General features: G+C 49.8%; 18 protein-coding genes. 1 reads left to right on the plus strand and 17 read right to left on the minus strand.

The window, feature by feature from the left end; all coding sequences use genetic code 11:
* Positions 1 to 52: 52 nt before the first annotated feature.
* Positions 53 to 2,293, minus strand: coding sequence for a 5-methyltetrahydropteroyltriglutamate--homocysteine S-methyltransferase (gene metE, locus JKP77_RS08675; protein WP_218310789.1), 2,241 nt, complete (start codon positions 2,291 to 2,293; stop codon positions 53 to 55).
* A 98-nt stretch (positions 2,294 to 2,391) separates the two neighbouring features.
* On the opposite strand from metE, the gene JKP77_RS08680 reads away from it, so the two are divergent.
* On the plus strand, positions 2,392 to 3,321 hold the full coding sequence (locus JKP77_RS08680; protein ID WP_218310901.1) for a LysR family transcriptional regulator: 930 nt from the start codon (positions 2,392 to 2,394) through the stop codon (positions 3,319 to 3,321).
* A 132-nt stretch (positions 3,322 to 3,453) separates the two neighbouring features.
* Here the strand turns inward: JKP77_RS08680 and JKP77_RS08685 are convergent, their stop codons facing one another.
* The 16 genes from JKP77_RS08685 to flhF all read right to left on the minus strand — a co-directional run bounded on the left by JKP77_RS08685 (position 3,454) and on the right by flhF (position 21,965).
* The gene (locus JKP77_RS08685) at positions 3,454 to 5,475 is read right to left on the minus strand and encodes a methyl-accepting chemotaxis protein (protein ID WP_218310790.1); all 2,022 of its coding nucleotides are present in this window, start codon (positions 5,473 to 5,475) and stop codon (positions 3,454 to 3,456) included.
* A 529-nt stretch (positions 5,476 to 6,004) separates the two neighbouring features.
* Entirely contained in the window at positions 6,005 to 6,589 is a 585-nt protein-coding gene (locus JKP77_RS08690) for a DUF938 domain-containing protein (protein WP_218310791.1), read from the minus strand.
* Positions 6,582 to 9,206: a methionine synthase gene (gene metH, locus JKP77_RS08695; protein ID WP_218310792.1), complete on the minus strand. Its 2,625-nt coding sequence runs from the start codon at positions 9,204 to 9,206 to the stop codon at positions 6,582 to 6,584. Before metH ends, JKP77_RS08690 begins: the two co-directional genes overlap by 8 nt.
* A gap of 9 nt (positions 9,207 to 9,215) precedes the next feature.
* A complete protein-coding gene (locus JKP77_RS08700) occupies positions 9,216 to 10,265 on the minus strand; it encodes a homocysteine S-methyltransferase family protein (RefSeq protein WP_338024854.1) in 1,050 nt (349 codons plus the stop codon).
* Between the two features lie 3 nt (positions 10,266 to 10,268).
* Positions 10,269 to 11,207 carry a homoserine O-acetyltransferase MetA gene (metA, locus tag JKP77_RS08705; protein ID WP_218310793.1) on the minus strand — a complete coding sequence of 313 codons (939 nt, stop codon included), beginning with the start codon at positions 11,205 to 11,207 and terminating at the stop codon, positions 10,269 to 10,271.
* A gap of 195 nt (positions 11,208 to 11,402) precedes the next feature.
* On the minus strand, positions 11,403 to 11,819 hold the full coding sequence (locus JKP77_RS08710) for a DUF2802 domain-containing protein (protein ID WP_218310794.1): 417 nt from the start codon (positions 11,817 to 11,819) through the stop codon (positions 11,403 to 11,405).
* Positions 11,820 to 12,191: 372 nt separating this feature from the next.
* The gene (locus JKP77_RS08715; protein WP_218310795.1) at positions 12,192 to 12,683 is read right to left on the minus strand and encodes a chemotaxis protein CheW; all 492 of its coding nucleotides are present in this window, start codon (positions 12,681 to 12,683) and stop codon (positions 12,192 to 12,194) included.
* Positions 12,684 to 12,700: 17 nt separating this feature from the next.
* Positions 12,701 to 13,453, minus strand: coding sequence for a chemotaxis protein CheW (locus tag JKP77_RS08720; protein ID WP_218310796.1), 753 nt, complete (start codon positions 13,451 to 13,453; stop codon positions 12,701 to 12,703).
* Positions 13,454 to 13,458: 5 nt separating this feature from the next.
* Entirely contained in the window at positions 13,459 to 14,226 is a 768-nt protein-coding gene (locus JKP77_RS08725; RefSeq protein WP_218310797.1) for a ParA family protein, read from the minus strand.
* Between the two features lie 33 nt (positions 14,227 to 14,259).
* A complete protein-coding gene (locus tag JKP77_RS08730; RefSeq protein ID WP_218310798.1) occupies positions 14,260 to 15,384 on the minus strand; it encodes a protein-glutamate methylesterase/protein-glutamine glutaminase in 1,125 nt (374 codons plus the stop codon).
* A gap of 28 nt (positions 15,385 to 15,412) precedes the next feature.
* Positions 15,413 to 17,707, minus strand: coding sequence for a chemotaxis protein CheA (locus tag JKP77_RS08735; protein WP_218310799.1), 2,295 nt, complete (start codon positions 17,705 to 17,707; stop codon positions 15,413 to 15,415).
* 12 nt (positions 17,708 to 17,719) lie between these two features.
* Positions 17,720 to 18,472 (minus strand): protein phosphatase CheZ, encoded by a 753-nt coding sequence (locus tag JKP77_RS08740; protein ID WP_218310800.1) that lies wholly within the window; start codon positions 18,470 to 18,472, stop codon positions 17,720 to 17,722.
* Between the two features lie 33 nt (positions 18,473 to 18,505).
* A complete protein-coding gene (gene cheY, locus JKP77_RS08745; protein ID WP_218310801.1) occupies positions 18,506 to 18,889 on the minus strand; it encodes a chemotaxis response regulator CheY in 384 nt (127 codons plus the stop codon).
* 36 nt (positions 18,890 to 18,925) lie between these two features.
* On the minus strand, positions 18,926 to 19,657 hold the full coding sequence (locus JKP77_RS08750; RefSeq protein WP_218310802.1) for an RNA polymerase sigma factor FliA: 732 nt from the start codon (positions 19,655 to 19,657) through the stop codon (positions 18,926 to 18,928).
* On the minus strand, positions 19,654 to 20,520 hold the full coding sequence (locus JKP77_RS08755; RefSeq protein WP_218310803.1) for a MinD/ParA family ATP-binding protein: 867 nt from the start codon (positions 20,518 to 20,520) through the stop codon (positions 19,654 to 19,656). The genes JKP77_RS08750 and JKP77_RS08755 overlap by 4 nt, the downstream gene beginning before the upstream one ends.
* Positions 20,517 to 21,965, minus strand: coding sequence for a flagellar biosynthesis GTPase FlhF (flhF, locus tag JKP77_RS08760; protein ID WP_218310804.1), 1,449 nt, complete (start codon positions 21,963 to 21,965; stop codon positions 20,517 to 20,519). Before flhF ends, JKP77_RS08755 begins: the two co-directional genes overlap by 4 nt.
* Positions 21,966 to 21,980 lie beyond the last annotated feature (15 nt).

Raw genomic sequence — 21,980 nt, forward strand, 5'->3', positions numbered from 1 at the left:
ACCCCTTGTCCGTTTTGCTACGCACCGGGCTCTTACTCGCTACAACCGTCAACTATCCGGTTGCTGCCAGCTTTCTTACATTATTCGCGGCATTGACCATAGCACCAAGCGCGCGGCTTGCCTCCTGCCAGCTCCGTGTTTTCAGGCCACAATCCGGGTTCACCCAGAGCTGCTGTTGTTCCAGGAACGACGCAAAGGTGTGCAATCGCTTCGCAAGCACGCTCTCATCCGGTATCGCAGGTGAATGTATATCATAGATACCCGGGCCGATGCTGTTCTGATAGCCATGGTCTTTCAGCGCTGACAGTACTTTAAGTCCTGAACGTGCCGCTTCAATAGTAAGCACATCGGCATCCATATTCATAATGGCACCGATAATATTGTTGAAATCGGAATAGCACATATGGGTATGGATTTGCGTCTCGTTTCTGACTCCGCTGGTTGCCAGACGAAACGCATTTACTGCCCAGTTTAGATAATCATCGGCTTCAGCTTGTCGCAAAGGCATCCCCTCGCGCAGCGCCGCTTCATCTACCTGAATGATGCGTATTCCCGCGTCTTCCAGTGCCAGCACTTCCTCCCGAATGGCAAACGCCAGTTGTTGTGCGACCTGCGCCTGGGAAATATCGTCGCGCACAAACGACCAGTTGAGAATCGTTACCGGCCCCGTCAGCATGCCTTTTACCGGTTTCGATGTCAGAGACTGCGCATACGTTGTGAGTGCAACGGTCATCGGCGCTACGCGCTTCACATCACCGTAAATAACCGGTGGCTTCACGCAGCGTGACCCATAACTCTGTACCCACCCGTTTTTCAGGATAGCGACTCCATCGAGTAACTCACCAAAGAACTCCACCATATCGTTACGCTCTGCTTCACCGTGAACCAACACATCCAGCCCCAACTGCTCCTGCGTTTTAATACAATCGGCGATCTGATCTTTAATAAACTGCAGATACTCGGCATGACTGAGCTGCCCCTTTCTCCACTGCGCACGTGCATGTCTGATAGCAGGAGTTTGCGGAAAGGATCCAATAGTCGTTGTGGTCCAGGACGGCAAGTTTAGCGCCTTTGCCTGCGCAGTGCGTCTGCTCGCATACGGCGCCTCTCTGAATAAAACAGGTGCGCCTGCATCCTCAATCAATAACGGCGGCGACACTTCACCTTCCTGTTCTGAAGCAACTTGCTCAGGATTGTCGCGCTGAAGCAATGTACGAAGCCCGGCCAGTTCATCTATCTTTTCTTCAGCAAAAGCCAACCGCGACGTAATGGCATCAGGTAGTGTCGTTTCTGCCTTAACAGAGAGCGGCACATGCAGAAGTGAACACGTTGGCGCCAGCCATAATCGATGTTGTAACTTGTCATGAAACGGTCTGAGCCAGTTCGCGGTTTGCGCTAAAGGAGCACGCCAGACATTTCTGCCATCAATCACTCCCAGTGACAATACCTGCTCGTCAGCCAGCGATTCGACAATGGCAGGAAGCTCCTGGCGATGCGCAATGGCATCAATATGAATACCCGCTACCGGCAACGTGGTTATCAGCGCCAGGTTATCCTGCAGCTTGCCAAAATAGGTCGTCAGCAACAGCTTGCCTGGTGCCTGACTGAGGACTTCATACGCATATCGAAAAGCCATTTTCCACTCTGCACTTAAATCAGTACACAATATTGGCTCGTCAATCTGTACCCACTCCACACCTTTTTGCGCCAGTAATGACAACAGCTCCTTGTACACCCGCAATAGATTATCTACATGCGTCAGCGCATTCAGTCCGTCTTCACACTTTGCCAGCGACAGATACGTCAGCGGTCCCAGCAAGACAGGTTTGGCGTCGAAACCAGCCTGCCTTGTCAGCGTAATCTGATGTAAAAGCGACTGTGCGTTTAACCGAAAAGTCTGTCCGGCAGCGAGCTCAGGCACAATGTAATGGTAATTTGTATTAAACCACTTGGTCATCTCGCCAGCATTCGCGGCGCAGCAGACAGCGTCAGCACTTGAACCTCTCGCATTCAGAAAGTATTGCTGTAAGGGGTCTTCGGTGGCCCGCTGTATTCGTTCGGGAACAACACCAAACAGAAAGCTGGTATCAAGTACATGGTCATAAAGCGAAAAGTCACCAACTTGCACTACGTCCAGGCATGCCTGCCGCTGAAGATTTTGCAGCCACAGTGATTCACTGCGACCTGCCAGCTCATTGTCGGTTATCTCACCCCGCCAATAGGATTCCAGGTGTCTTTTCAGCTCCCTGTCAGGGCCAATGCGGGGAAATCCAAGGTTATGTATTTTAGCCATCTATACGTCCATTAATTAAGTTAGGGCGTCACTTTAAAGCACGCTTTACATGAATAAAAATGGTATATTTTCATAAACCCATGAATTACATTCACGAAATGATAGAAAGACAACACCTGCGCATCGTCCATTTTTTATATCATCACGGCACGCTAACTGAGGCGGCAAATGCATTACACCTGACCCAGTCTGCGCTGAGCCACGCCATGAAAAAGCTGGAGCAACAAACTGGGGTGGCATTATGGAGGAAGGACGGCAGGCGTATTCAGCTTACTCAGGCAGGACTTGCGCTGTACCAGTTGGCAAGCCGACTGCTTCCGCAGTTTGAGCACACTGAAAATCAGTTGCGACATATCGCTACCGGCAAGCAGGGTGCCCTTCGCATCGGTATGGAGTGTCACCCTTGTTATCAATGGCTATTAAAGGTAGTTTCGCCGTTTTTGAAACAATTCCCGGACGTGGATGTCGATGTCAGACAGGCGTTTGCTTTTGGCGGCCTGCACGCACTTCATAATTACGATATCGACCTGTTGCTAACACCAGATCCACTGTTTTTAAAGTCAGTTAGCTACACACCGGTTTTCGAGTATGAGCAAGTGTTGGTGCTGCCAGCAACACATACACTGGCATCACATGAGGTGATATCGCCGACCGAACTCAGTAATGAAACGCTGTTCACCTACCCGGTAGAGCCCAGCAGGCTTGATATTTTCTCGCATTTTCTTACCCCGGCCGGCGGCAGTGTACGTCGTCACAAAACTTTAGAAACCACCGAGATGCTCTTACAAATGATTGCTGCAGGTCGCGGCGTTACTGCGCTTCCACACTGGCTGGTTGAGGAAAGCTCACTGGCGGACCAGCTCTGTTGCAAGCGACTGGGTGAAAAAGGGATCCAGAAAAAACTGTTTTTAGGGGTAAGGAACCAAGACGAGCAACCGGCCTATTTAGAGGACTTTATCGCGCTTGCCAGACTGGTTGGGAAGCATAAGAAAAGTGCGGATAACTCTGCAGTCACTCAACGACCATAACCTGGTTCGCACTTTTTCTGGTAACGACAGTGTTATTTGAGAGTGGCAAAATACCGCGTGATAATTTGCCTTAGGTGACAATAGTTGCGCAATAATAAAGGGGGCATAGCCCCCTTTTTCAAGGCTGCAAGCTTAAATCTTAAACTGATTCACCAAATCTCTTAGCTCTGAGGACACGCCGCTTAGTTGCGTGGCCTCAACCGCCAGTTCTTCGGCATGTTGACTGGTCCGGTCGCTTGAGCCTGAGATGGTAACCAGCGACTTATTAATGTCTTCCGCAGCTACGGTTTGCTGTTCCGTGGCCTGCGCAATCTGACTACTCTGTATCTGCACCGTACCGATAGCGGAACTGATGTGCTCCAGTGACGTCACCACCAGTTCGGTTTTCTCCACGCCGCGCTGCGACTGCGATTTACCTTCCTGCATCACCGCGTCAGTCTGCTCGGCCATACTTTGCAGTTTCTCAACCATGCGACGAATATCGTCCGTTGAGTCCTGTGTCCTGCTGGCCAGTGATCGCACTTCATCAGCAACAACGGCAAAGCCCCTGCCCTGTTCGCCAGCGCGTGCAGCCTCAATGGCCGCATTCAGCGCTAGCAGGTTGGTCTGCTCGGCAATGCTGTTTATCACATCGATTACCGCACCAATGTTATCGGATTCTTTACTCAGGCCACTCACTACCTCAACGCCCTGACTGATCGCGCTGGCCAGAGACTGGATCTCATGCATGGCTTCCTTAGCCTGCTGGGTTCCCTCACGTACCCGGTTGTCAGCGAGATCTGCAGCCTCACTGGACTGTGCTGCATTTTCGGAGATTTCCACCACCGTCGCCGCCATTTCAGTTACCGCACTGGAGACATTGTCTACCTGATTGCGTTCCTTCTGAATTTCAGAGTTGGTTTTTTGTGAGACATCGCGTAAATGCGCTGCAGCCTCGGCCACCGCAGTTGTATGGGTAGCAGTTTGCTGCAAGAGCTTTCTTAATTTATCGGTAAAGCGGTTAAATTCCGCCGCCAACGCACCAATTTCATCGTTGCTTTTAATTTCAAGGCGTTTGGTAAGATCGCCATCACCGCTGGCAATTTCTGCCATCGCTTCCTTCATTTCAAGAATTGGGCGGGTAATTCGTGAGCCTGCCACAAACGTAATGGCCGCGATGATCAGAATGATAATCACCGACATAATAGTGGCAGAGGTAATTGCCTCATTAATAGGCTCATCAATTAACGATGCCGGAATAAGGATCCCCAGGCTCCAATCCATTACCGGCTCTTCCAGAGCGGCATGCTCATAAACGGCAAAATAAGATTCACCACGCCAGGTTACCGGCACAATACCGGCGCTGGAACTGCGGATCCTGCTTGCCAGTTCGGCAAATCCCTGTGTATCTGCAAACGCATTGTCAAAATCAGATACCGGCGAACTCAGCGGTAATTCCACCTCTTGTTTTGGAAAATAGACAATGTTCTGTTGATCATCGAGCAAAAATGCGGTGCCTTTACCCTGAAAACGAATGTCATCAATAACGTCACCCACCGTGCTGATAAGAATATCGACGCCACCGACACCTAACAGTTTCCCATTCTGGAAAACGGGCTTTTGCACCACGGCTGACACCGTGCCGTCCTGTGAGTCTACCGCAGGAGGCGTCACGTAAAGCTCACCGTTTTTTACTGCCGTGTTAAACCACGGGCGCTTGGTAGCGAAATATCCCTTGGACGCATCGCCAGCATCAGGTCCCTCTGTATCTACACCGACTCTGCCGTCTTCATAGAAATACTCACCGGTGTTTGCGGATCCAAAAAAGGCAGATTTGATATTGGCATCATCGCCGCTGATATTTTGAAACAGGGTATACATTTCGCGAGCACGGGGAAGTGCTGATTCAGGCGCACCACGCGCGTTATGTTGCGCAAAAAAATCTTTCAGGAAGGGATTACTTAAAAACGTATTGGCCACCCCTCCATAGCGCGAAAAAAAACTTTCCACTGACTGGGCTTCTAATTTCACCAGGTTTTTCACTTCCTGCTGAATACTTTGCTCGGCTTTCCCTGCAATCACATTTACCACAAACAGAGCGGTAATAAATAGCATCACGGCGATACTTCCGCCGACGATTAGCATAAATTTCTTCTGGAGAGACATCGACTTCATAAGATCACTCATTGTTTTGTAATTGTTTTTTATCGGCAGCTTCGACTTCCAGATAAGTCCCTGCTCTTCTTTCAGTTTTAGGGTGAAACGACAATAAATTGCGCCTCAGCCGGCTTTCTTTCTGAAGCCGGTCCGGGAACGCTGTCACCTTCGTCCGATATATGTCACTGATTGTTCCGGCCGCACATTTCGCACATCAAATAGAGAAAGAAATGTACTCACACCCAGGTAGTCAGAAATAACCACAGAACCGACGTCATTGAGCACAGGTTGGCCAGATCAGCGACAGATATACCGTACCCGTTGCTAATTGTTATACCAAACTGACACAAAATTGACAGTATCTATTCGATTTAATTGCGGCTTTATTTAAAGATGAAGTGTTATTAAATATTCGATTTAACAACACTTTATGAAAAGAATTACATGTGAGGGCGTGCCGCTTTAGTGCAACCTTGCAGCTGCCCACGGTGCCCGCTGTAAAGCGATGGCAGCTACCAGTCGGTAGTCAATTCCGACCCGGTATTTGCTACTTCGTCCATACGAGCATCAGGTTATTTGCAGGCATACGATAGACATTCTGTAGCGTTAACTTTGGCGCCCATTTGGTCAGTTCACTGATATCCCGATACCCCCCACAGCCACGTTCTAGCAGCGACGCATGAAATTCAGCATTGCTTTGCGAACTGAACTCACCGTCCTCAGTAAACGGACCGTACTGGCAGAACACACCACACGGTGGCAGCACATCACTGACTTGTTGCATCATCAGTTCAACCTCTTCGCGCTGCATGATGTGCGCAGTATTTGCGGTATAGATACCATCAAACAAATTATCGGGAAGGGCTTGCTCACCAATTTTCAGGGTCATCGGCGATTTGCAGTTGAGCACGTTTTCATCATCCAGCCACGCCTGAATGCCTCCGTGATATTCGGTCTGGTCGCTGGTTTGCCAGATGAGATGTGGCAGGTTAGCCGACATGAATACGGCATGCTGACCGGTTCCACTGCCAATTTCCAGTACATGCTTACGCGTTGCAAAAGCATGCTCGAGCACATCAAGAATTGGACGCTTATTATTTTCACAGGCCTGGCTAAACGGTTTATCAGTCATTCAGATTTGGCGCTAACCAGCGCTCTGCCTCATCCAGTGACCAGCCTTTACGGCGGGCATAGTCTTCAAGTTGATCCTGCTGAATTTTGGCGACCGCAAAATAGCGCGACTGAGGGTGTGAAAAGTACCACCCTGAAACGGAAGCACCGGGCCACATTGCATAGCTCTCTGTCAGCTTCATACCGGTGTGGGTTTCAGCATCCAGCAAATCCCATATCAACTGTTTTTCAGTATGTTCAGGACAGGCTGCATAGCCAGGCGCGGGGCGGATACCCTGATATTTTTCGCGTATCAGCGCATCGTTATCCAGCGCCTCATCACGCGCATAGCCCCAGTAGTGCTTTCTGACCTGCTCATGCAGATATTCTGCGAACGCCTCGGCCAATCTGTCTGCGACGGCTTTCGCCATAATTGAATTGTAGTCATCGCCATTATCTTTAAATTTATCTGCCAGTTCGTCTTCACCGATACCGCCGGTAACCGCAAACGCGCCGATATAATCTTTTATTCCTGACGTCTTGCTTGCAACGAAGTCCGACAGGCAATAGTTGGCGAACCCCTGCTTCAGGGTTTGCTGACGTAAATGGTGCGACACACCTATTACTTCACTGCGCGAATCATCCTGATAAACCTCAATATCATCACCAACCCGGTTGGCCGGGAAAAGTCCCATTACCCCTTTCGCCGTCAACGACCCATCGGCAATGACGGTATCAAGCATGGCATTGGCATCTTCAAACAGTTCTCTGGCCTGCTCTCCTACCACCTCATCATTTAATATACGTGGATATTTTCCGGCCAGTGACCAGGTCAGGAAGAACGGTGTCCAATCGATATATTTTCTGAGTGTAGCCAAATCAGCGGTAACCGGCGTGACACCTAACGTATTGGGAACACAGGGCAGTTCAGAGAAATCAGGTGTGAACGCATTTTGACGGGCTTCGTCAAGCGTCACAGGCCGCGAGCGCGGTTGCTTTCTGGCATGCTGATCCCGCACTTTCTCATATTCTGTAGTAAGCTCTGCGGCATAAATATCGCGCGTGCCTTTATTCAAAAGCTTCTGACACACGCCAACCGCACGACTCGCGTTAGCGACATATGCGACCGGCGCATGATAGTTCTGTTCAATTTTCACTGCAGTGTGCGCTTTGGATGTGGTCGCGCCACCAATCAACAATGGCATAGTAAAGCCTTGTCGCTCCATCTCTTTGGCGACATGTACCATTTCATCCAAAGACGGCGTGATAAGTCCGGACAGACCAATCATATCAACATCTTCATCAATCGCAGTCTGTAAAATGGTCGCGCACGGCACCATCACACCTAAATCTATCACTTCAAAATTATTGCACTGCAGCACGACGCCAACGATGTTTTTACCGATATCATGTACGTCCCCCTTCACCGTGGCGAGCAGGATTTTGCCATTGCTCTTGGTATCGTCGGTTTTCTCGGCTTCGATGTAGGGTTGCAGGTGCGCTACGGCTTTTTTCATTACCCGGGCAGACTTTACCACCTGCGGCAAAAACATCTTGCCTTCGCCAAATAAATCGCCCACCACGTTCATGCCGTCCATAAGTGGACCTTCAATCACGTGCAGCGGCTTTTCTGCCTGCTGTCTGGCCTCCTCAGTATCATCAATGATGTAATCGGTGATACCTTTTACCAGTGCATGTTCAAGACGCTTATTGACGGGCTGCTCACGCCAGCTCAAATCTTCTTTGGCTGCGGCTTTACCGTCACCCTGATATTTGGGTGCCAGGTCAAGCAAACGCTCGGTCCCGTCGCTGCGACGATTCAGGATCACATCCTCGACGGCTTCACGCAATTCATCTGGAATTTCGTCATACACCTCAAGCTGACCAGCGTTTACAATTGCCATGTCCATGCCCGCCCGGATGGCGTGATACAGAAACACCGAGTGCATGGCCTCGCGGACCGGGTTATTGCCGCGAAATGAGAATGAGATATTGGATAAACCGCCAGACACATGCACATGAGGACAGGTGGCGCGGATTTCCTTGGTGGCTTCGATAAAGTCGACCGCGTAGTTATCATGCTCCTCTATACCGGTTGCCACAGCAAAGATATTAGGGTCAAAAATAATATCTTCAGGAGGAAACCCCACCTGTTCGGTTAACACTTTGTAGCTACGCTGACATATCTCGACTTTACGGGTTTTGGTATCGGCCTGACCTTTTTCATCAAAGGCCATCACCACCGTAGCAGCGCCATAACGTTTTATCAGCTTCGCCTGATGGATAAAATTCTCTTCGCCCTCTTTGAGGCTTATCGAGTTAACAATGGCTTTACCCTGAACACACTTAAGACCGGTTTCTATGACTTCCCATTTTGAGGAGTCAATCATAATAGGCACCCGGCTGATGTCGGGCTCCGATGCGATCAGATTCAAAAACGTGCGCATAGCCTCTACCGAATCCAGCATGGCTTCATCCATGTTGATGTCGATGATCTGTGCACCGTTTTCGACCTGCTGACGGGCTACATCCAGGGCTTTTTCGTAATCCCCGTTGAGTATCAGGCGTTTAAAGACGGCAGAACCGGTGACGTTAGTACGCTCACCGATATTTATGAAACTGGAAAATTCTGCGGACATAATACTCTCTTAGTGAACAAACGGTTCCAGGCCGGACAAGCGCATCTTGGGCGCGAATTCCGGTAATGCTCGCGGAGTGACGCCGCTAACAGCATCAGCAATACAGCGGATATGCTCCGGCGTGCTGCCGCAACACCCGCCGACAATATTGACCAGACCAGCCCGGGCCCATTCGCCAATATGCTCAGCCATTTCAGGACCTTCCATATCGTACTCACCAAACTCGTTGGGTAACCCTGCATTCGGGTGAGCGGATACCAGACACTCAGCCACACCGGCTACCTCATCGACATACTGACGAAGTAAATCCGGGCCCAGAGCGCAGTTAAGACCAAAAGAAAACGGCGTGACATGACGCATCGAATAATAAAACGCTTCTGCAGTCTGGCCTGACAAGGTCCGCCCTGACGCATCGGTAATGGTGCCTGACACCATCACTGGCAAACGCTTACCTAACTCATCAAACACCGACTCTACGGCAAATACTGCGGCCTTGGCATTCAGCGTATCGAAGATGGTTTCCAGCATGATCAGATCGCTACCGCCTTCGATGAGTGCATGACATGAGGACGCGTAGGCTTTTACCAACTCGTCGAAACTCACATTACGTTTTCCCGGATCGTTTACATCCGGCGAAATTGATGCCGTGCGGTTTGTCGGTCCCAACACACCAGCCACAAACCGTGGTTTATCCGGGGTGCTGAATTTTTCCGCAGCCCGCTTAGCGAGTCTGGCTGCCTCTCGGTTTATCTCATCGGATAACGACTGCATGTCGTAATCGGCCATGGCAATCGTGGTGGCGTTAAAGGTATTGGTTTCCAGAATATCCGCACCCGCCTCAAGGTACTCACAATGAATCTGATAGATCAATTCAGGTTGTGACAGCACCAGCAAATCGTTGTTGCCTTTAACATCGCAGTGCCAGTCTTTGAAACGCTCACCACGATAGGCTTCCTCTTCCAGCTTGTGTTTCTGGATCATCGTGCCCATCGCACCGTCTAAAATGAGAATGCGTTTCTGAGCTGCCAGGAATAAAGGGTGTTGAGAATCTGTTACCACGGATTACCTCGTCGGCGGGGCTTTCGCCGCCAGTTGCTCTAAATCATAAGGGGTTGTCTGATACACATAATAGTTCAGCCAGTTTGTAAACAGCAGGCTACCATGTGAACGCCACCTGACAAGGGGCGATTGGGTTGGATCGTCATCCGGATAATAATTTACCGGAACAGCCGGTGACTGCCCCGCGTCAGTATCGCGCACAAACTCGTCGTGCAATGTTTCCGGATCATACTCCGGGTGACCTGTGACAAACACCATGCGCTTATCTTCGGATGCCACTACATACGCCCCGGCAGTGTCAGATTGTGCCACCACGTTTAGTCCCGGCACGCTGTTGTACTGCGCCACTTCAATGTGCCCGTACCGGGAATGTGGCGCATAAAACAGGGGGTCGAAACCGCGCAACAACTCATTATTAGGGTCCAAAACCCGATGCTCATAGACACCTGAGAACTTCTCAGCTCGCAGCCGCCGCTGAATGCCATAAAAGTGGTACATAGCCGCGTGAGCCGCCCAACACAAATACAGTGTGGACTGGACATGCCGCTGCGCCCACTCAAGAATAGTGGTCATGGTGTCCCAGTATTTCACTTTCTCATAGTCGAGGTGAGCCAGCGGTGCTCCGGTTATGATTAGCCCGTCATATTTTTTGTCCGCCACCTGTGAAAAATCATGATAGAAGGCGTCCATATGCGATTGCGGTGTGTTCTTAGGAGCCTGATTGTCGATACGAATCAGGTCAACATTAATCTGCAAAGGGGTGTTAGATAGCAACCGAAGTATCTGCACCTCGGTTTCAATCTTGTTTGGCATCAGATTAAGGATCCCCACCTCCAGTGGACGAATGTCCTGATTTGCCGCGCGGTCGCTATCCATGGTGAAGATATTCTCACCAAGTAAAACGTTCTGAGCGGGTAACTGGTCGGGTATACGTATAGGCATGACACGGTCCGGTGGCGAATAAACATGCCCTTATTGTGGCTAAAGCACAAAGATTGTCAACATCTTTACGTCTAGACGTCTAAATGTTTTTTTGCCCACATTCATTTTCTTCATGCCCACAGGTCGCGAGTGAAGTTGGGAAAATGTTCGAAACCGAGGACAGCGCTGCCTGTAAGCCGCCAGCAAAGGAGATTTCTATCTTTTGTGCATGCTTACCAGAAGTTCGGCTTCCGCCGGAGGGATATCGCAGGCCTGCATGATTTCATCTATCGAGGCGCCGCTTTTGGCCATCTCTGCTGCACGTTGATACAGGCGCATGGCTGGGTCTTGCAGTTTCACTTCCCGCATCTGGTTTTCCAATTGCGTCTGCTGCGCTTCGATGGCCTTAAGGTGCTTGGTCACGACAACGGTGCGAGTCTGATCTTCATTTTGCTGATGTGCAATCCGCCTGACTTCATCAGCAAGTGTGGCGGCGGTCTTTTCGGCCTTCTCAACTCGCTCAGCCAGAACCCGTTGCTGGCGTCGCAGAATGAGAAGGATGACAACTAACACAACCAGGGGCAGTAAGATAAGCGCTACCAGGATCAGGTTGTCAGCAGTAGGTGCAAGCATAAAATGGTCATCCGCCTTTGCTGGAACACAGAATGAATCTATTCATGATAATAGCCTATTAAACCTGAAAAAGGCTTAACAACCAACAACAAAGCGCCCAGGAAGATAGGTTTTACCGACAATATGCGACCTGACGGAACGAGCAGATAGTGAACGAGACTGGTTCAGTGGCAACATTCTTCTCTTATATAGCGTAAGTGCGTGACACCATCCCCACCGGCTAACCTCTCATTTTTAACAGATAACACCGATCATTAATAATGTGTGATCAAAGAGCACGCATTAATATGGATCGATGTAACTCAGGAATCAGCCAGCTGCGGGCACAAAAAAAGCAGGCTATGCCTGCTTTTTAGTTAGTCTCGTTGCGTGTTACAGACTGGTTATTTCATCCCACTCTTCATCACTGAGTAATTTATTCAAATCAACCAGTATCAGCAACTCACCGTCGCGGTTGCTTACGCCCTGAATAAACTTGGCACTTTCCTCGGTACCCACGTTCGGCGCACTGTCGATTTCTGAAGACTTCAGATAAACCACTTCGGCAACGCTGTCGACAAGAATACCGACTACCTGCTCATCAGACTCGATAATAACGATACGAGTGTTATCGGTAATATCGGATGGGGGTAAACCAAAACGGGCGCGAGTATCGATAACGGTAACAACATTGCCGCGCAGATTGATTATACCCAGTACATAGTCAGGCGCGCCCGGAACCGGAGCAATTTCCGTGTGTCTCAGGACTTCCTGTACCTGCATGACATTAATGCCATAGGTCTCATCGCCTAGTCGGTAGGTTACCCACTGCAACACTTCATCGTTACTATCAGCGGCATTATTATTTGTTCTTTCGTCATTCATGAACCTGGCTCCCCTCGTTAAGGCGTCTGGTCGTTACTGCCTAAGCCATTGTTAAGCATTGATATTAACTGATATACATCAATTAACGCACACATTCTTTCTTTCACCATTCCGGCTAACCAGGGCCGTTTACCCTGTGCGGCCCGCCACTTCACCTCACTCTTGGTAAGGGTTACAGTGTTGACCAGCTTGTCACTGGACAGGCCCCATTCACTATCACCTAACATGATAAGATATTGATAGTTTAGCGTCTCTGCCATTTTTTGGTCGTATTTTTCTGGCATTACCCACATTGCCGTATCAACAACATTGAGTTTTTCGTCACGGTGGAGCATGACACCTTTAAACCACTTGGGTTTTCCGAAAAGCGGACCGATTTTATCGAGCCGATGGATCCCACCAAGCGTGGTTAGAGGTACCGCCATAGTCAACCCTGCCACTTCAAAAAATAACGCCTGGAATCGCTCTTCAAGCTGTTCCTGCAAGGGTATCGAAGACACTGCGATTGGCGCGATATCCGCGGGGATCGCTACCTCTTCTTCGACGGGCACATCTTCTTCAACGGGCACATCGGGCAACGGCTGTGCAACCGGTGGCTTTGCCTCCTCCACCACATCAATCGTGTCGTCCTGGCTAACGGGCAACGATGCCTGTTCCAGCAGTTTGGCAGTACGAGCAGTAACTTCAGCAGGATCCTCTGGCGCTTTAAGCAGGCCATCCAGATAGGCTTCCATTACATCTTCACGCGCAAATGGCGTACTTTTACTCATCTTGCTTACTTTCGCTCCAACACTTTTAATAGCTTAGCATAGGCATAAACGCCCCGGGTTTTCGGAAATACCACGGATGCTGGCGCCTGCGCCTGACTGGCATCCCGAAAATGGGTATCTACCGGTATCATACCCTGCCAGACCTTATCTCCGTAATCAGACATAAGTCGACTTTGTGCCTGGATCGCCGCATTAATACGGCGGTCAAACATGGTAGGTACTATCAATGTATCAAAGGTCTTGTTCAGTGAACGGCCCATAATCTCAAGGGTATGAATCATGCGGTCCAGTCCTTTCAAGGCCAGAAATTCAGTTTGTGTTGGCACCACCACTTTGTGGCAGGCGGCCAGGGCATTCACCATAAGCACACCTAATACCGGCGGGCAATCAATCAGGACGTAATCAAACTCCTGCTCTACCGCCGAAAGCGCTTTCTTTAGTACCAAACCCATGCCCTGCTGGCTTCCCATCTGTCTGTCTAAGGTTGCCAACGCCATAGTTGCCGGCAAAATAAACAAGCTGTCCAGTTTCGACGGGCACAAACAATCTAATACTGTATCGGCAGTGACTGGGCCGTTATTAATAAAAATATCGTAAACGGAACTGGAAAGTTCTTCAGAATCAATGCCAAAGTAATAACTTAACGATGCGTGTGGATCAGTATCGATTAGCAGCACGCGCTTATTTTGCTGCGCTAGAATACCGCCAAGCGTTACAGTGGTGGTCGTTTTTCCTACCCCGCCTTTCTGATTGGCTATGGTCCAGATTTTCACGATTCGATCCTGCGATAAATAAACAGCACCGTGTTAGCCCATCTCGGTAAGGATACACTGACCCATATCGTCAATACTGATACTCTTCTCAGAAATATTCGCTGCCGTCACGGCCTGCGGCATGCCATATACCACACAGGACTCCTGATCCTGCGCCCAGATGGTTGCGCCTCGATCTTTCAGCATCCGGCATCCTTCTCTGCCATCTGCGCCCATCCCGGTAAGTATGACACCAAGCACATCGCCTCCAAAGGCTTTCACCAGGGTGCCAAACGTAATATCGACGCTGGGCTTATAGCTTATTTTGTCCGATGCCATTTTGTCTGATATCACAACTTTATGTAGAGAGCCCTGATTCTCAATCAGCATTTGCATACCGCCGGGTGCCAGATAAGCATGTCCAGGCTTTAACAGGTCACCATTTTCGGCTTCTTTCACCGCTATTTTACAGTGATTATCCAGGCGCTGAGCAAAGGCATGGGTAAATGTCCCAGGCATATGCTGCACGAGTACCACAGGATAAGGGAAATCTGCGGGTAGCGCGCTGAGCACCTTTTGAAGTGCAACAGGTCCCCCTGTGGATGCGCCGATAGCAAGACACTGATAATGTTTTCCTGAGCGCTTAACGGACGCCATCGTCGGCTGAGACACGGCATCGCTACGACCAGTCAGTACACTGGATGAGCGGAAAAAGCGTGGTTTGGGAGCATTGGAAGGCATGGTCCTACCCTGCGACAGGGTGGGACGACGGATCCCTATTCCACGGCGTGCAATCAAACGCACTTTGGTTCTCAGCAAACTGGCAGCTTCTTTGCGATCCTGCGCAATGTCTTCAAACTTTTTGGGTAAGAAATCAAGTGCACCGGCTTCCAGCGCATCAAGCGTTGCCTGTGCACCATGATGCGTCAGTGATGAAAACATCAGAATAGGAAGCGGACGCTTTTCCATTATCGCTTTCACAGCGGAAATGCCATCCATGACCGGCATCTCTACATCCATCGTTACGACATCCGGAGAGAGGGTTGCGATTTTGTCCAGGGCATCCTGTCCGTTACGTGCTTCACCTACTACTTCTAACTCACGATCTTCATTCAGAATTTCGCGCACACGTCGACGATAAAACGTAGAATCGTCGACTACCAGGACTTTAAAGACCATGGATTGAGATTTCCTTAATTCGTCTTGCCTACTTCAGCGCCTTACGCGCGTACCGCTTCAATAAACTCGGGATATCCAGGATCAGGGCAATGCCGCCATCAGAAGTGATGGTTGCGCCTGCCATGCCAGGTGTGCCCTGCAGTAGCGCATCCAGAGGCTTGATCACGACCTCTTCCTGTCCAATCAGGGCATCAACCACAAAGCCAACTTGTTGCGTACCAATTTGAACAACAACCACATGGCCTTTTTCGCGGTCGATACGTTTTGGCGCGCCACGGATTAGCCAGTCTCCCAGGAAAAACAGCGGGATGGCTTTAGAGCGGACTATCATCGTTAACTGACCATCTACGGTATTGGTTTTCTTGATGTCCATGTTGATGATTTCGCTGACTGCGCCCAGCGGTAACGCAAAGGTTTGTTTACCTACTACGATCATCAACGTTGGCAGAATAGCCAGCGTCAGCGGCACTTTAATATCCAGTCTGGTACCTTTACCCAACTGGGAGTCGATGCTTACGGTACCGTTTAACTGATTAATTTTGGTTTTCACCACGTCCATGCCCACACCGCGTCCGGAAATATCACTGATTTCCGTTTTGGTAGAGAAGCCTGGTGCAAATATCAGGTTAAATGCCTCTACATCGGACATGCGTGCGGCGGCATCAGAATCGAGCACGCCGCGACTGATGGCAATTTGCTTGAGCTTTTCAGGATCCATGCCTTTACCATCGTCTTCGATGGTCAGCAGAATATGATCCCCTTCCTGCGATGCAGACAGCGTAACGGTTCCCATACGCGGTTTGCCGGCAGACTGACGTTCGTCGGGCATTTCGATGCCGTGGTCAACCGAGTTTCGGACCAGGTGAACCAGTGGATCGGCGAGCGCCTCAACGAGGTTTTTATCCAGATCCGTCTCTTCACCATGTAGCTCAAGGGTAATTTCTTTTTTCAGACTACGCGCAAGATCACGTACCACTCGAGGGAAGCGGCCAAAGACTTTCTTGATTGGCTGCATGCGGGTTTTCATTACCGCACCTTGCAGGTCGCCTGTGACAACATCCAGATTCGCTATCGCTTTAGACATACTTTCATCAGCGATGTTGATACCCAGACTAAGCAAACGGTTTCTCACCAATACCAGCTCGCCTACCATATTCATAATCTGGTCAAGACGCTTGGTATCAACACGGACTGTCGTCTCGGCAGCCGGTGGTGCCGGTGTGGCTTTTTTGTCGTCTTTTTTCGGTGCGGCTTTTGCGGCTGGTGCAGCCGGTTCTGCTTTTTTCTCTGGCGCTGGAGGCGCAGAGACAGGTTGACTGGCTTTCGCTTTGTTAATTGCGTCCGTAGCATCCTGATCCACTTTTACGCGTGGTTTTTCTTCCGGTTTTTTCGGTTCAGGTGCAGTTGTTGACGTTTCCTCTTTTCCTTTTGAAGGTCCCTGACCACTGCCATGCAACTGGTCTAACAACGCTTCAAACTCATCGTCAGTAATTTCGTCGTCGCCACCTGTGGTAGCCGGAGCCTTTTCAGCAGGTGCTGCGACAGGTTTACTCGCTGGCTCAGCGTCTGCGCCAAACTGCCCCTTACCATGAAGTTCGTCAAGCAGGGCTTCAAACTCATCGTCAGTAATATCTTCTGAGTCAGATGCCGCCGCCTTTTCAGGGGCTACCCCCATCGACTCTGATTTTTGCGCTGCCGTCTCGGGCTTTGCCGATCGGCCAGGCGCTCCACCGCCGTGGAGTTCATCTAATAAGGCTTCAAATTCATCTTCTGTGATATCTTCGATACCGCCATTACCCGACTTTTCACGGATGGCTTCAACTTCTGGTGCGGCAGGCACTTCCTCAACGGTAAATTCCTGCTCCTCGGCATCGGGCGCTGTAGTTTGCGTACCTACTGCCGTCGCTTCACCAAAGATGTTTTCATCAGGTGTTTCCGGAGTACTGAGTTTATGGAGAATATCGACCAGACCGGCATCAGCAGGCTCAAGCGGTTCACGCGCCTTTACCTTTTCGAACATGGCAACGACCACATCTGTCGCCTGCAGAATAGTGTCCATCAACTCGGGTGTCAGTGTGCGCTGACCGTTGCGCATCACGTCAAAAACGTTTTCTGCACCGTGGCAGATTTCCACCAGTTCGGTCAGTGACAGGAATCCGGCGCCGCCTTTTACCGTATGGTAACCGCGGAAGATGGCATTAAGTAGATCTGCATCTTCTGGATTGTTTTCCAGATCAACGAGTTGTTCTTGTAATTGTTCCAGGATCTCGCCAGCTTCAACCAGAAAGTCCTGTAGTATATCCTCGTCCACATCAAACGACATGCGCCCGCTCCCCTAAAAACCTAAGCTCGACAGAAGGTCGTCCACATCATCCTGGCCCTGCACGACGTCGTCGCGCTTATCTGCATCAATAATTGGCCCTTCTGCACCAATCTTATCGGTCTCTTTCTGAGATTGTTTAGCAGTAACCGGTGTTGTTGCCTCAGCATCACCAAACATCGTGAGCATATTGACCAGACTATCTTCTACTTCTTTGACCAGTTCGATTACGCGTCGAATTACCTGACCGGTTAGGTCTTGGTAGCCCTGGGCCATCAATACTTCTGTCAACAGTCCTGTTAGTTTAGTCGATTCTGAAGATGCGTCTTCTAGCAATTTGTCTAAATCTGCACAAAGTGTCTTGAACTCGCCGACGGCAATTTCTCGGTTCATCAACTTTTTCCATTCAGGCATCACTTTATCGATACGCTCTGAAAGGGTTTCCGCTATTGGCATGCTGGCTTCAACGGCATCCATTGTAGTATTAGCCGCTTTTTCCGTTTCTTCAATAACGTATGTCAGACGAGTTTGTGCGTCGGGGATCTCTTCATTTGCCAGACCAGCGATTCGATCGTCCAGCTGAAAATTATTGAGCGCGTCATGAAGTTGCCGCGTGAGTTTCCCCACTTCAGCAAACAACTCAACAGACTCTTTCATCGAGACAGCTTCAAGTATCGCGTTTGCAGAGTCATTATCGCCCGACTCCAGATACGCAACTAACTCTTTAGCCTCTTCGAGTGTGATAGGGACATTAACGTTCGTTGACATCCAGTGACCTCATAGTTCTGGGAAGCGTCTGGATCAACCTAAACGTTCGAAGATTTTATCAAGCTTCTCTTTAAGCGTTGCTGCAGTAAACGGTTTAACAACATAACCATTTACGCCAGCCTGTGCCGCAGCAACAATCTGCTCTTTCTTGGCTTCAGCCGTTACCATCAGTACCGGCAGGTGCTTGAGTTTATCGTCCGCACGAATCGCTCTTAGCAGGTCGATTCCCTGCATACCGGGCATATTCCAGTCGGTTACCACAAAATCAAAATCACCTTGTTGCAACATGGGCAATGCGGTGTTTCCGTCGTCCGCTTCCTGGATATTGGAGAACCCCAAATCTTTAAGCAGGTTTTTTATGATACGTCTCATGGTAGAAAAATCATCAACCACGAGAATTTTCATATTCTTGTCCAAAATGGCCTCCAGTGAGGGTTTAATCGTTATTAATAATTATGACTCATCAGCCTGCCACGACTTCATTCGTGATTTGAGTTTTAACATGGCCTGGCTGTGTATCTGGCTGACTCTCGATTCACTGACTTCAAGCACCTCACCAATCTCTCGCAGGTTCAGCTCTTCATCATAGTATAAAGACAGCACAATCGCTTCTCGTTCAGGTAGTGTAGTAATAGCATGAGCAAGTGCTTTTTGAAAAGCGCCTTGCATCAAATCTTCAAGCGGAGAATCATTACCGCGGTTTTGTTCAGTAGTAATGACATCTTCGGAAACACCAAGATCTTCAATGCCCATAATTTTTCCGGCACTGACTTCATTGAGCATCTGATGATAATCCTGCAAGCTGACATTCAGCTTCGCCGCCACATCCACGTCTCTGGCATCGCGCCCGGTCTCACTTTCTACCAATGAAATGGCTTCAGTAATAGCACGACCGTTTTTATGCACCGACCGAGGTGTCCAGTCGCCTTTGCGAATTTCATCAAGCATCGCACCACGAATACGAATACCTGCGAAGGTCTCAAAGCTCGCGCCTTTCGAACCGTCAAAGTTTCTTGCCGCTTCCAACAACCCAATCATGCCAGACTGTATCAAATCGTCCACCAACACACTGGCAGGTAAGCGTGCCATCAAATGATGGGCAATCCGTTTTACCAGCGGAGCATGCCTTTCGACGAGTTGTGACTTGTCTGTTTGTTGTTGGTAAGCAGCAGCTTTGCTATTCAACGTTGACTTCCCGCGACTTTATGTGAAACCAGTTGTTCTATGAAAAATTCGAGATGGCCGCCAGGCTGATTCGGAATAGGCCAGGCGATCGCTTTCTTAGCCAGCTGAGAAATTGCCATTGCTGCCGGAGAACCAGGATAAGCGTCGACAATCGCGGTTTGCTTTCTTACCGCGCGACGAATATTTTCGTCAAATGGCACAGTAGCCACCAATTCCAGCGCGACATCAAGAAAACGCCCTGTCACTTTTGACAATTTGCTGAACAATTCCTGCCCTTCTCTGACATCTCTGACCATATTGGCTACGATCTTAAACCGGAACACGCCGTGCTCTCGATTTAGTATTTTTATCAGTGCATAAGCATCTGTCAGTGAGGTGGGCTCATCACACACCACCACCATAATATCCTGAGACGCTTTGGAAAAGCTCAACACCATATCTGAGATACCAGCTGCGGTATCGACAATAAGCACATCTATCTGCGAGCGTAACTCACTGAACGCGCGGATAAGCCCAGCGTGTTCTGTCGGAGAAAGCTCGGTCATAGATTGCGTGCCAGAGGTGGCGGGGGCAATTTTGATACCGTGAGGGCCAGTGACCAGCACTTCATCCAGCGTACATTCGCCGGAGAGCACATGGGACAGATTCTTTTCAACCCGAAGTCCCAGCATCACGTCAACGTTCGCCAGACCGAGGTCGGCGTCCAGCACCATGACACGCTTACCCTGCTTGGCCATTGAGATGGCAGTGTTCAGGGTAATGTTGGTTTTTCCTACACCGCCTTTACCTCCGGTAACGGCGATGACTTTGATTAATCGTGACTGATTCATCTTTCGTAAGCTACTCGCTTGATCTTCGATCATACTGCTCGTGCTGCATTTACTTCATTGTTGCCACTAGTATGATTCAATCCGTACTTTTTATAAAGCTTTGCTGCAGCAGATACCAGAGATTTCGCTTCAGCGACTTTAATATCTTCCGGAACCTGCTGCCCATCAGTAACATAGCTCACTGGCAGCTGGTATTCCACTGCCGCACTAATCACTTCACCTAAACTGTAGCACTCATCCAGCTTAGTAAAAATGCAACCGTCCAGTTTCACCGGGGAATAGGCCTCAATGATACGCTGTAGCGCAGGATATTGGGTATTGGCCTGGGCAACTAAGTATTTGCGCACCGGTTGCATCTGTCCGTTATCAAACTGGCTTAGTTGCTTGATAAGCCGACTGTCACGTTGGCTGAAACCGGCAGTATCGATCAGAATCAGGCGCTTGTGACGTAACTGGAACAGGCCATCCGCCAGTTCTTCACTACTCTGCGCTTTGCGAACGGTGCAGCCGATTATTTTGCCATATGTTGCAAGTTGCTCGAAGGCAGCAATACGGTACGTATCGATAGTAATCATAGCGACCTGATCGGCACCGTACTTTTGCGCATAGCGCGCTGCCAGTTTAGCCACCGTGGTAGTTTTACCTGTACCGGTTGGTCCGACCAGCGCCACTACGCCGGATTGCTTTAGAATGTCGTTACCGCTTACGTTGATACGGTTTGCCAGTAGGTTCAGAGAATATAGCCAGGCATCACGTTCGTTACTCTCTGCCGGCGTATAGTGAATCAGTTGCTGCGAGAGCGTCGAGCTGATCCCCATTTCCTGGAGACGTTGTGATAAATAGTGGTGAACCGGACGCTGGCGACGCTGTTTGTTTTCCATCAAATCAGCAACCTGAAACTGCAACACATTACGAAGTGATGCCAGTTCTTCTTTAATACTTTCCAGCTCGCTGTTTGAATTCGCCGTTGTGGGCTGCTCGACGGGCGCTGCATCATGCGTGACATCAGCAAACAGGTTAGCAAAATCCGATGCATGGGTTTGCTGTGATGCATCATCTGCCTGTCGGGACGCGCTGTAGCCAGACTGACTGTCTGAAAACGCAGCTGACGATTGAGGCTGAGGTGCCGGACGTGGCTGTGGCTGCGCCTGTGATTGCGCGCCGCCTGCCAGTTTTTCTGCCCGCGCCTGTTGTTGTTTTTCCAGCAGAGCGCGCAGTGAATCAGGGCCATCATCGCCAATAATTTCACTCAGGCTGGGCGTGCCGTTGCTTTTCGCCTGCGGGACTTTAGCTGTTGGCGACGCTTGCTTCTTACCAAATGACAGCTTTGCATCGGGCTCTTTATCGTACGCAGCTACCAGTTCAATGCCGTCCGCCACTTTGCGGTTAGACATTATCACTGCATCGCTGCCCAGCTCGGCTTTCACCTGGCTTAACGCCTCACGCATATCTTTGCCAAAAAAACGTCTGATTTTCATTGCAACCTCGTTACT

Origin of the sequence: Alteromonas antoniana, from assembly GCF_019249295.1 — a bacterium.
In the GTDB taxonomy this organism is placed as follows: Bacteria; Pseudomonadota; Gammaproteobacteria; order Enterobacterales; family Alteromonadaceae; genus Alteromonas; species Alteromonas antoniana.

Coding starts and splice junctions, on each gene's coding strand:
- metE (WP_218310789.1), bottom strand. CDS start 2,293: ATGGCTAAAATACATAACCTTGGATTTCCCCGCATTGGCCCTGACAGG.
- JKP77_RS08680 (WP_218310901.1), top strand. CDS start 2,392: ATGATAGAAAGACAACACCTGCGCATCGTCCATTTTTTATATCATCAC.
- JKP77_RS08685 (WP_218310790.1), bottom strand. CDS start 5,475: ATGAAGTCGATGTCTCTCCAGAAGAAATTTATGCTAATCGTCGGCGGA.
- JKP77_RS08690 (WP_218310791.1), bottom strand. CDS start 6,589: ATGACTGATAAACCGTTTAGCCAGGCCTGTGAAAATAATAAGCGTCCA.
- metH (WP_218310792.1), bottom strand. CDS start 9,206: ATGTCCGCAGAATTTTCCAGTTTCATAAATATCGGTGAGCGTACTAAC.
- metA (WP_218310793.1), bottom strand. CDS start 11,207: ATGCCTATACGTATACCCGACCAGTTACCCGCTCAGAACGTTTTACTT.
- JKP77_RS08710 (WP_218310794.1), bottom strand. CDS start 11,819: ATGCTTGCACCTACTGCTGACAACCTGATCCTGGTAGCGCTTATCTTA.
- JKP77_RS08715 (WP_218310795.1), bottom strand. CDS start 12,683: ATGAATGACGAAAGAACAAATAATAATGCCGCTGATAGTAACGATGAA.
- JKP77_RS08720 (WP_218310796.1), bottom strand. CDS start 13,453: ATGAGTAAAAGTACGCCATTTGCGCGTGAAGATGTAATGGAAGCCTAT.
- JKP77_RS08730 (WP_218310798.1), bottom strand. CDS start 15,384: ATGGTCTTTAAAGTCCTGGTAGTCGACGATTCTACGTTTTATCGTCGA.
- JKP77_RS08735 (WP_218310799.1), bottom strand. CDS start 17,707: ATGTCGTTTGATGTGGACGAGGATATACTACAGGACTTTCTGGTTGAA.
- JKP77_RS08740 (WP_218310800.1), bottom strand. CDS start 18,472: ATGTCAACGAACGTTAATGTCCCTATCACACTCGAAGAGGCTAAAGAG.
- JKP77_RS08755 (WP_218310803.1), bottom strand. CDS start 20,520: ATGATCGAAGATCAAGCGAGTAGCTTACGAAAGATGAATCAGTCACGA.
- flhF (WP_218310804.1), bottom strand. CDS start 21,965: ATGAAAATCAGACGTTTTTTTGGCAAAGATATGCGTGAGGCGTTAAGC.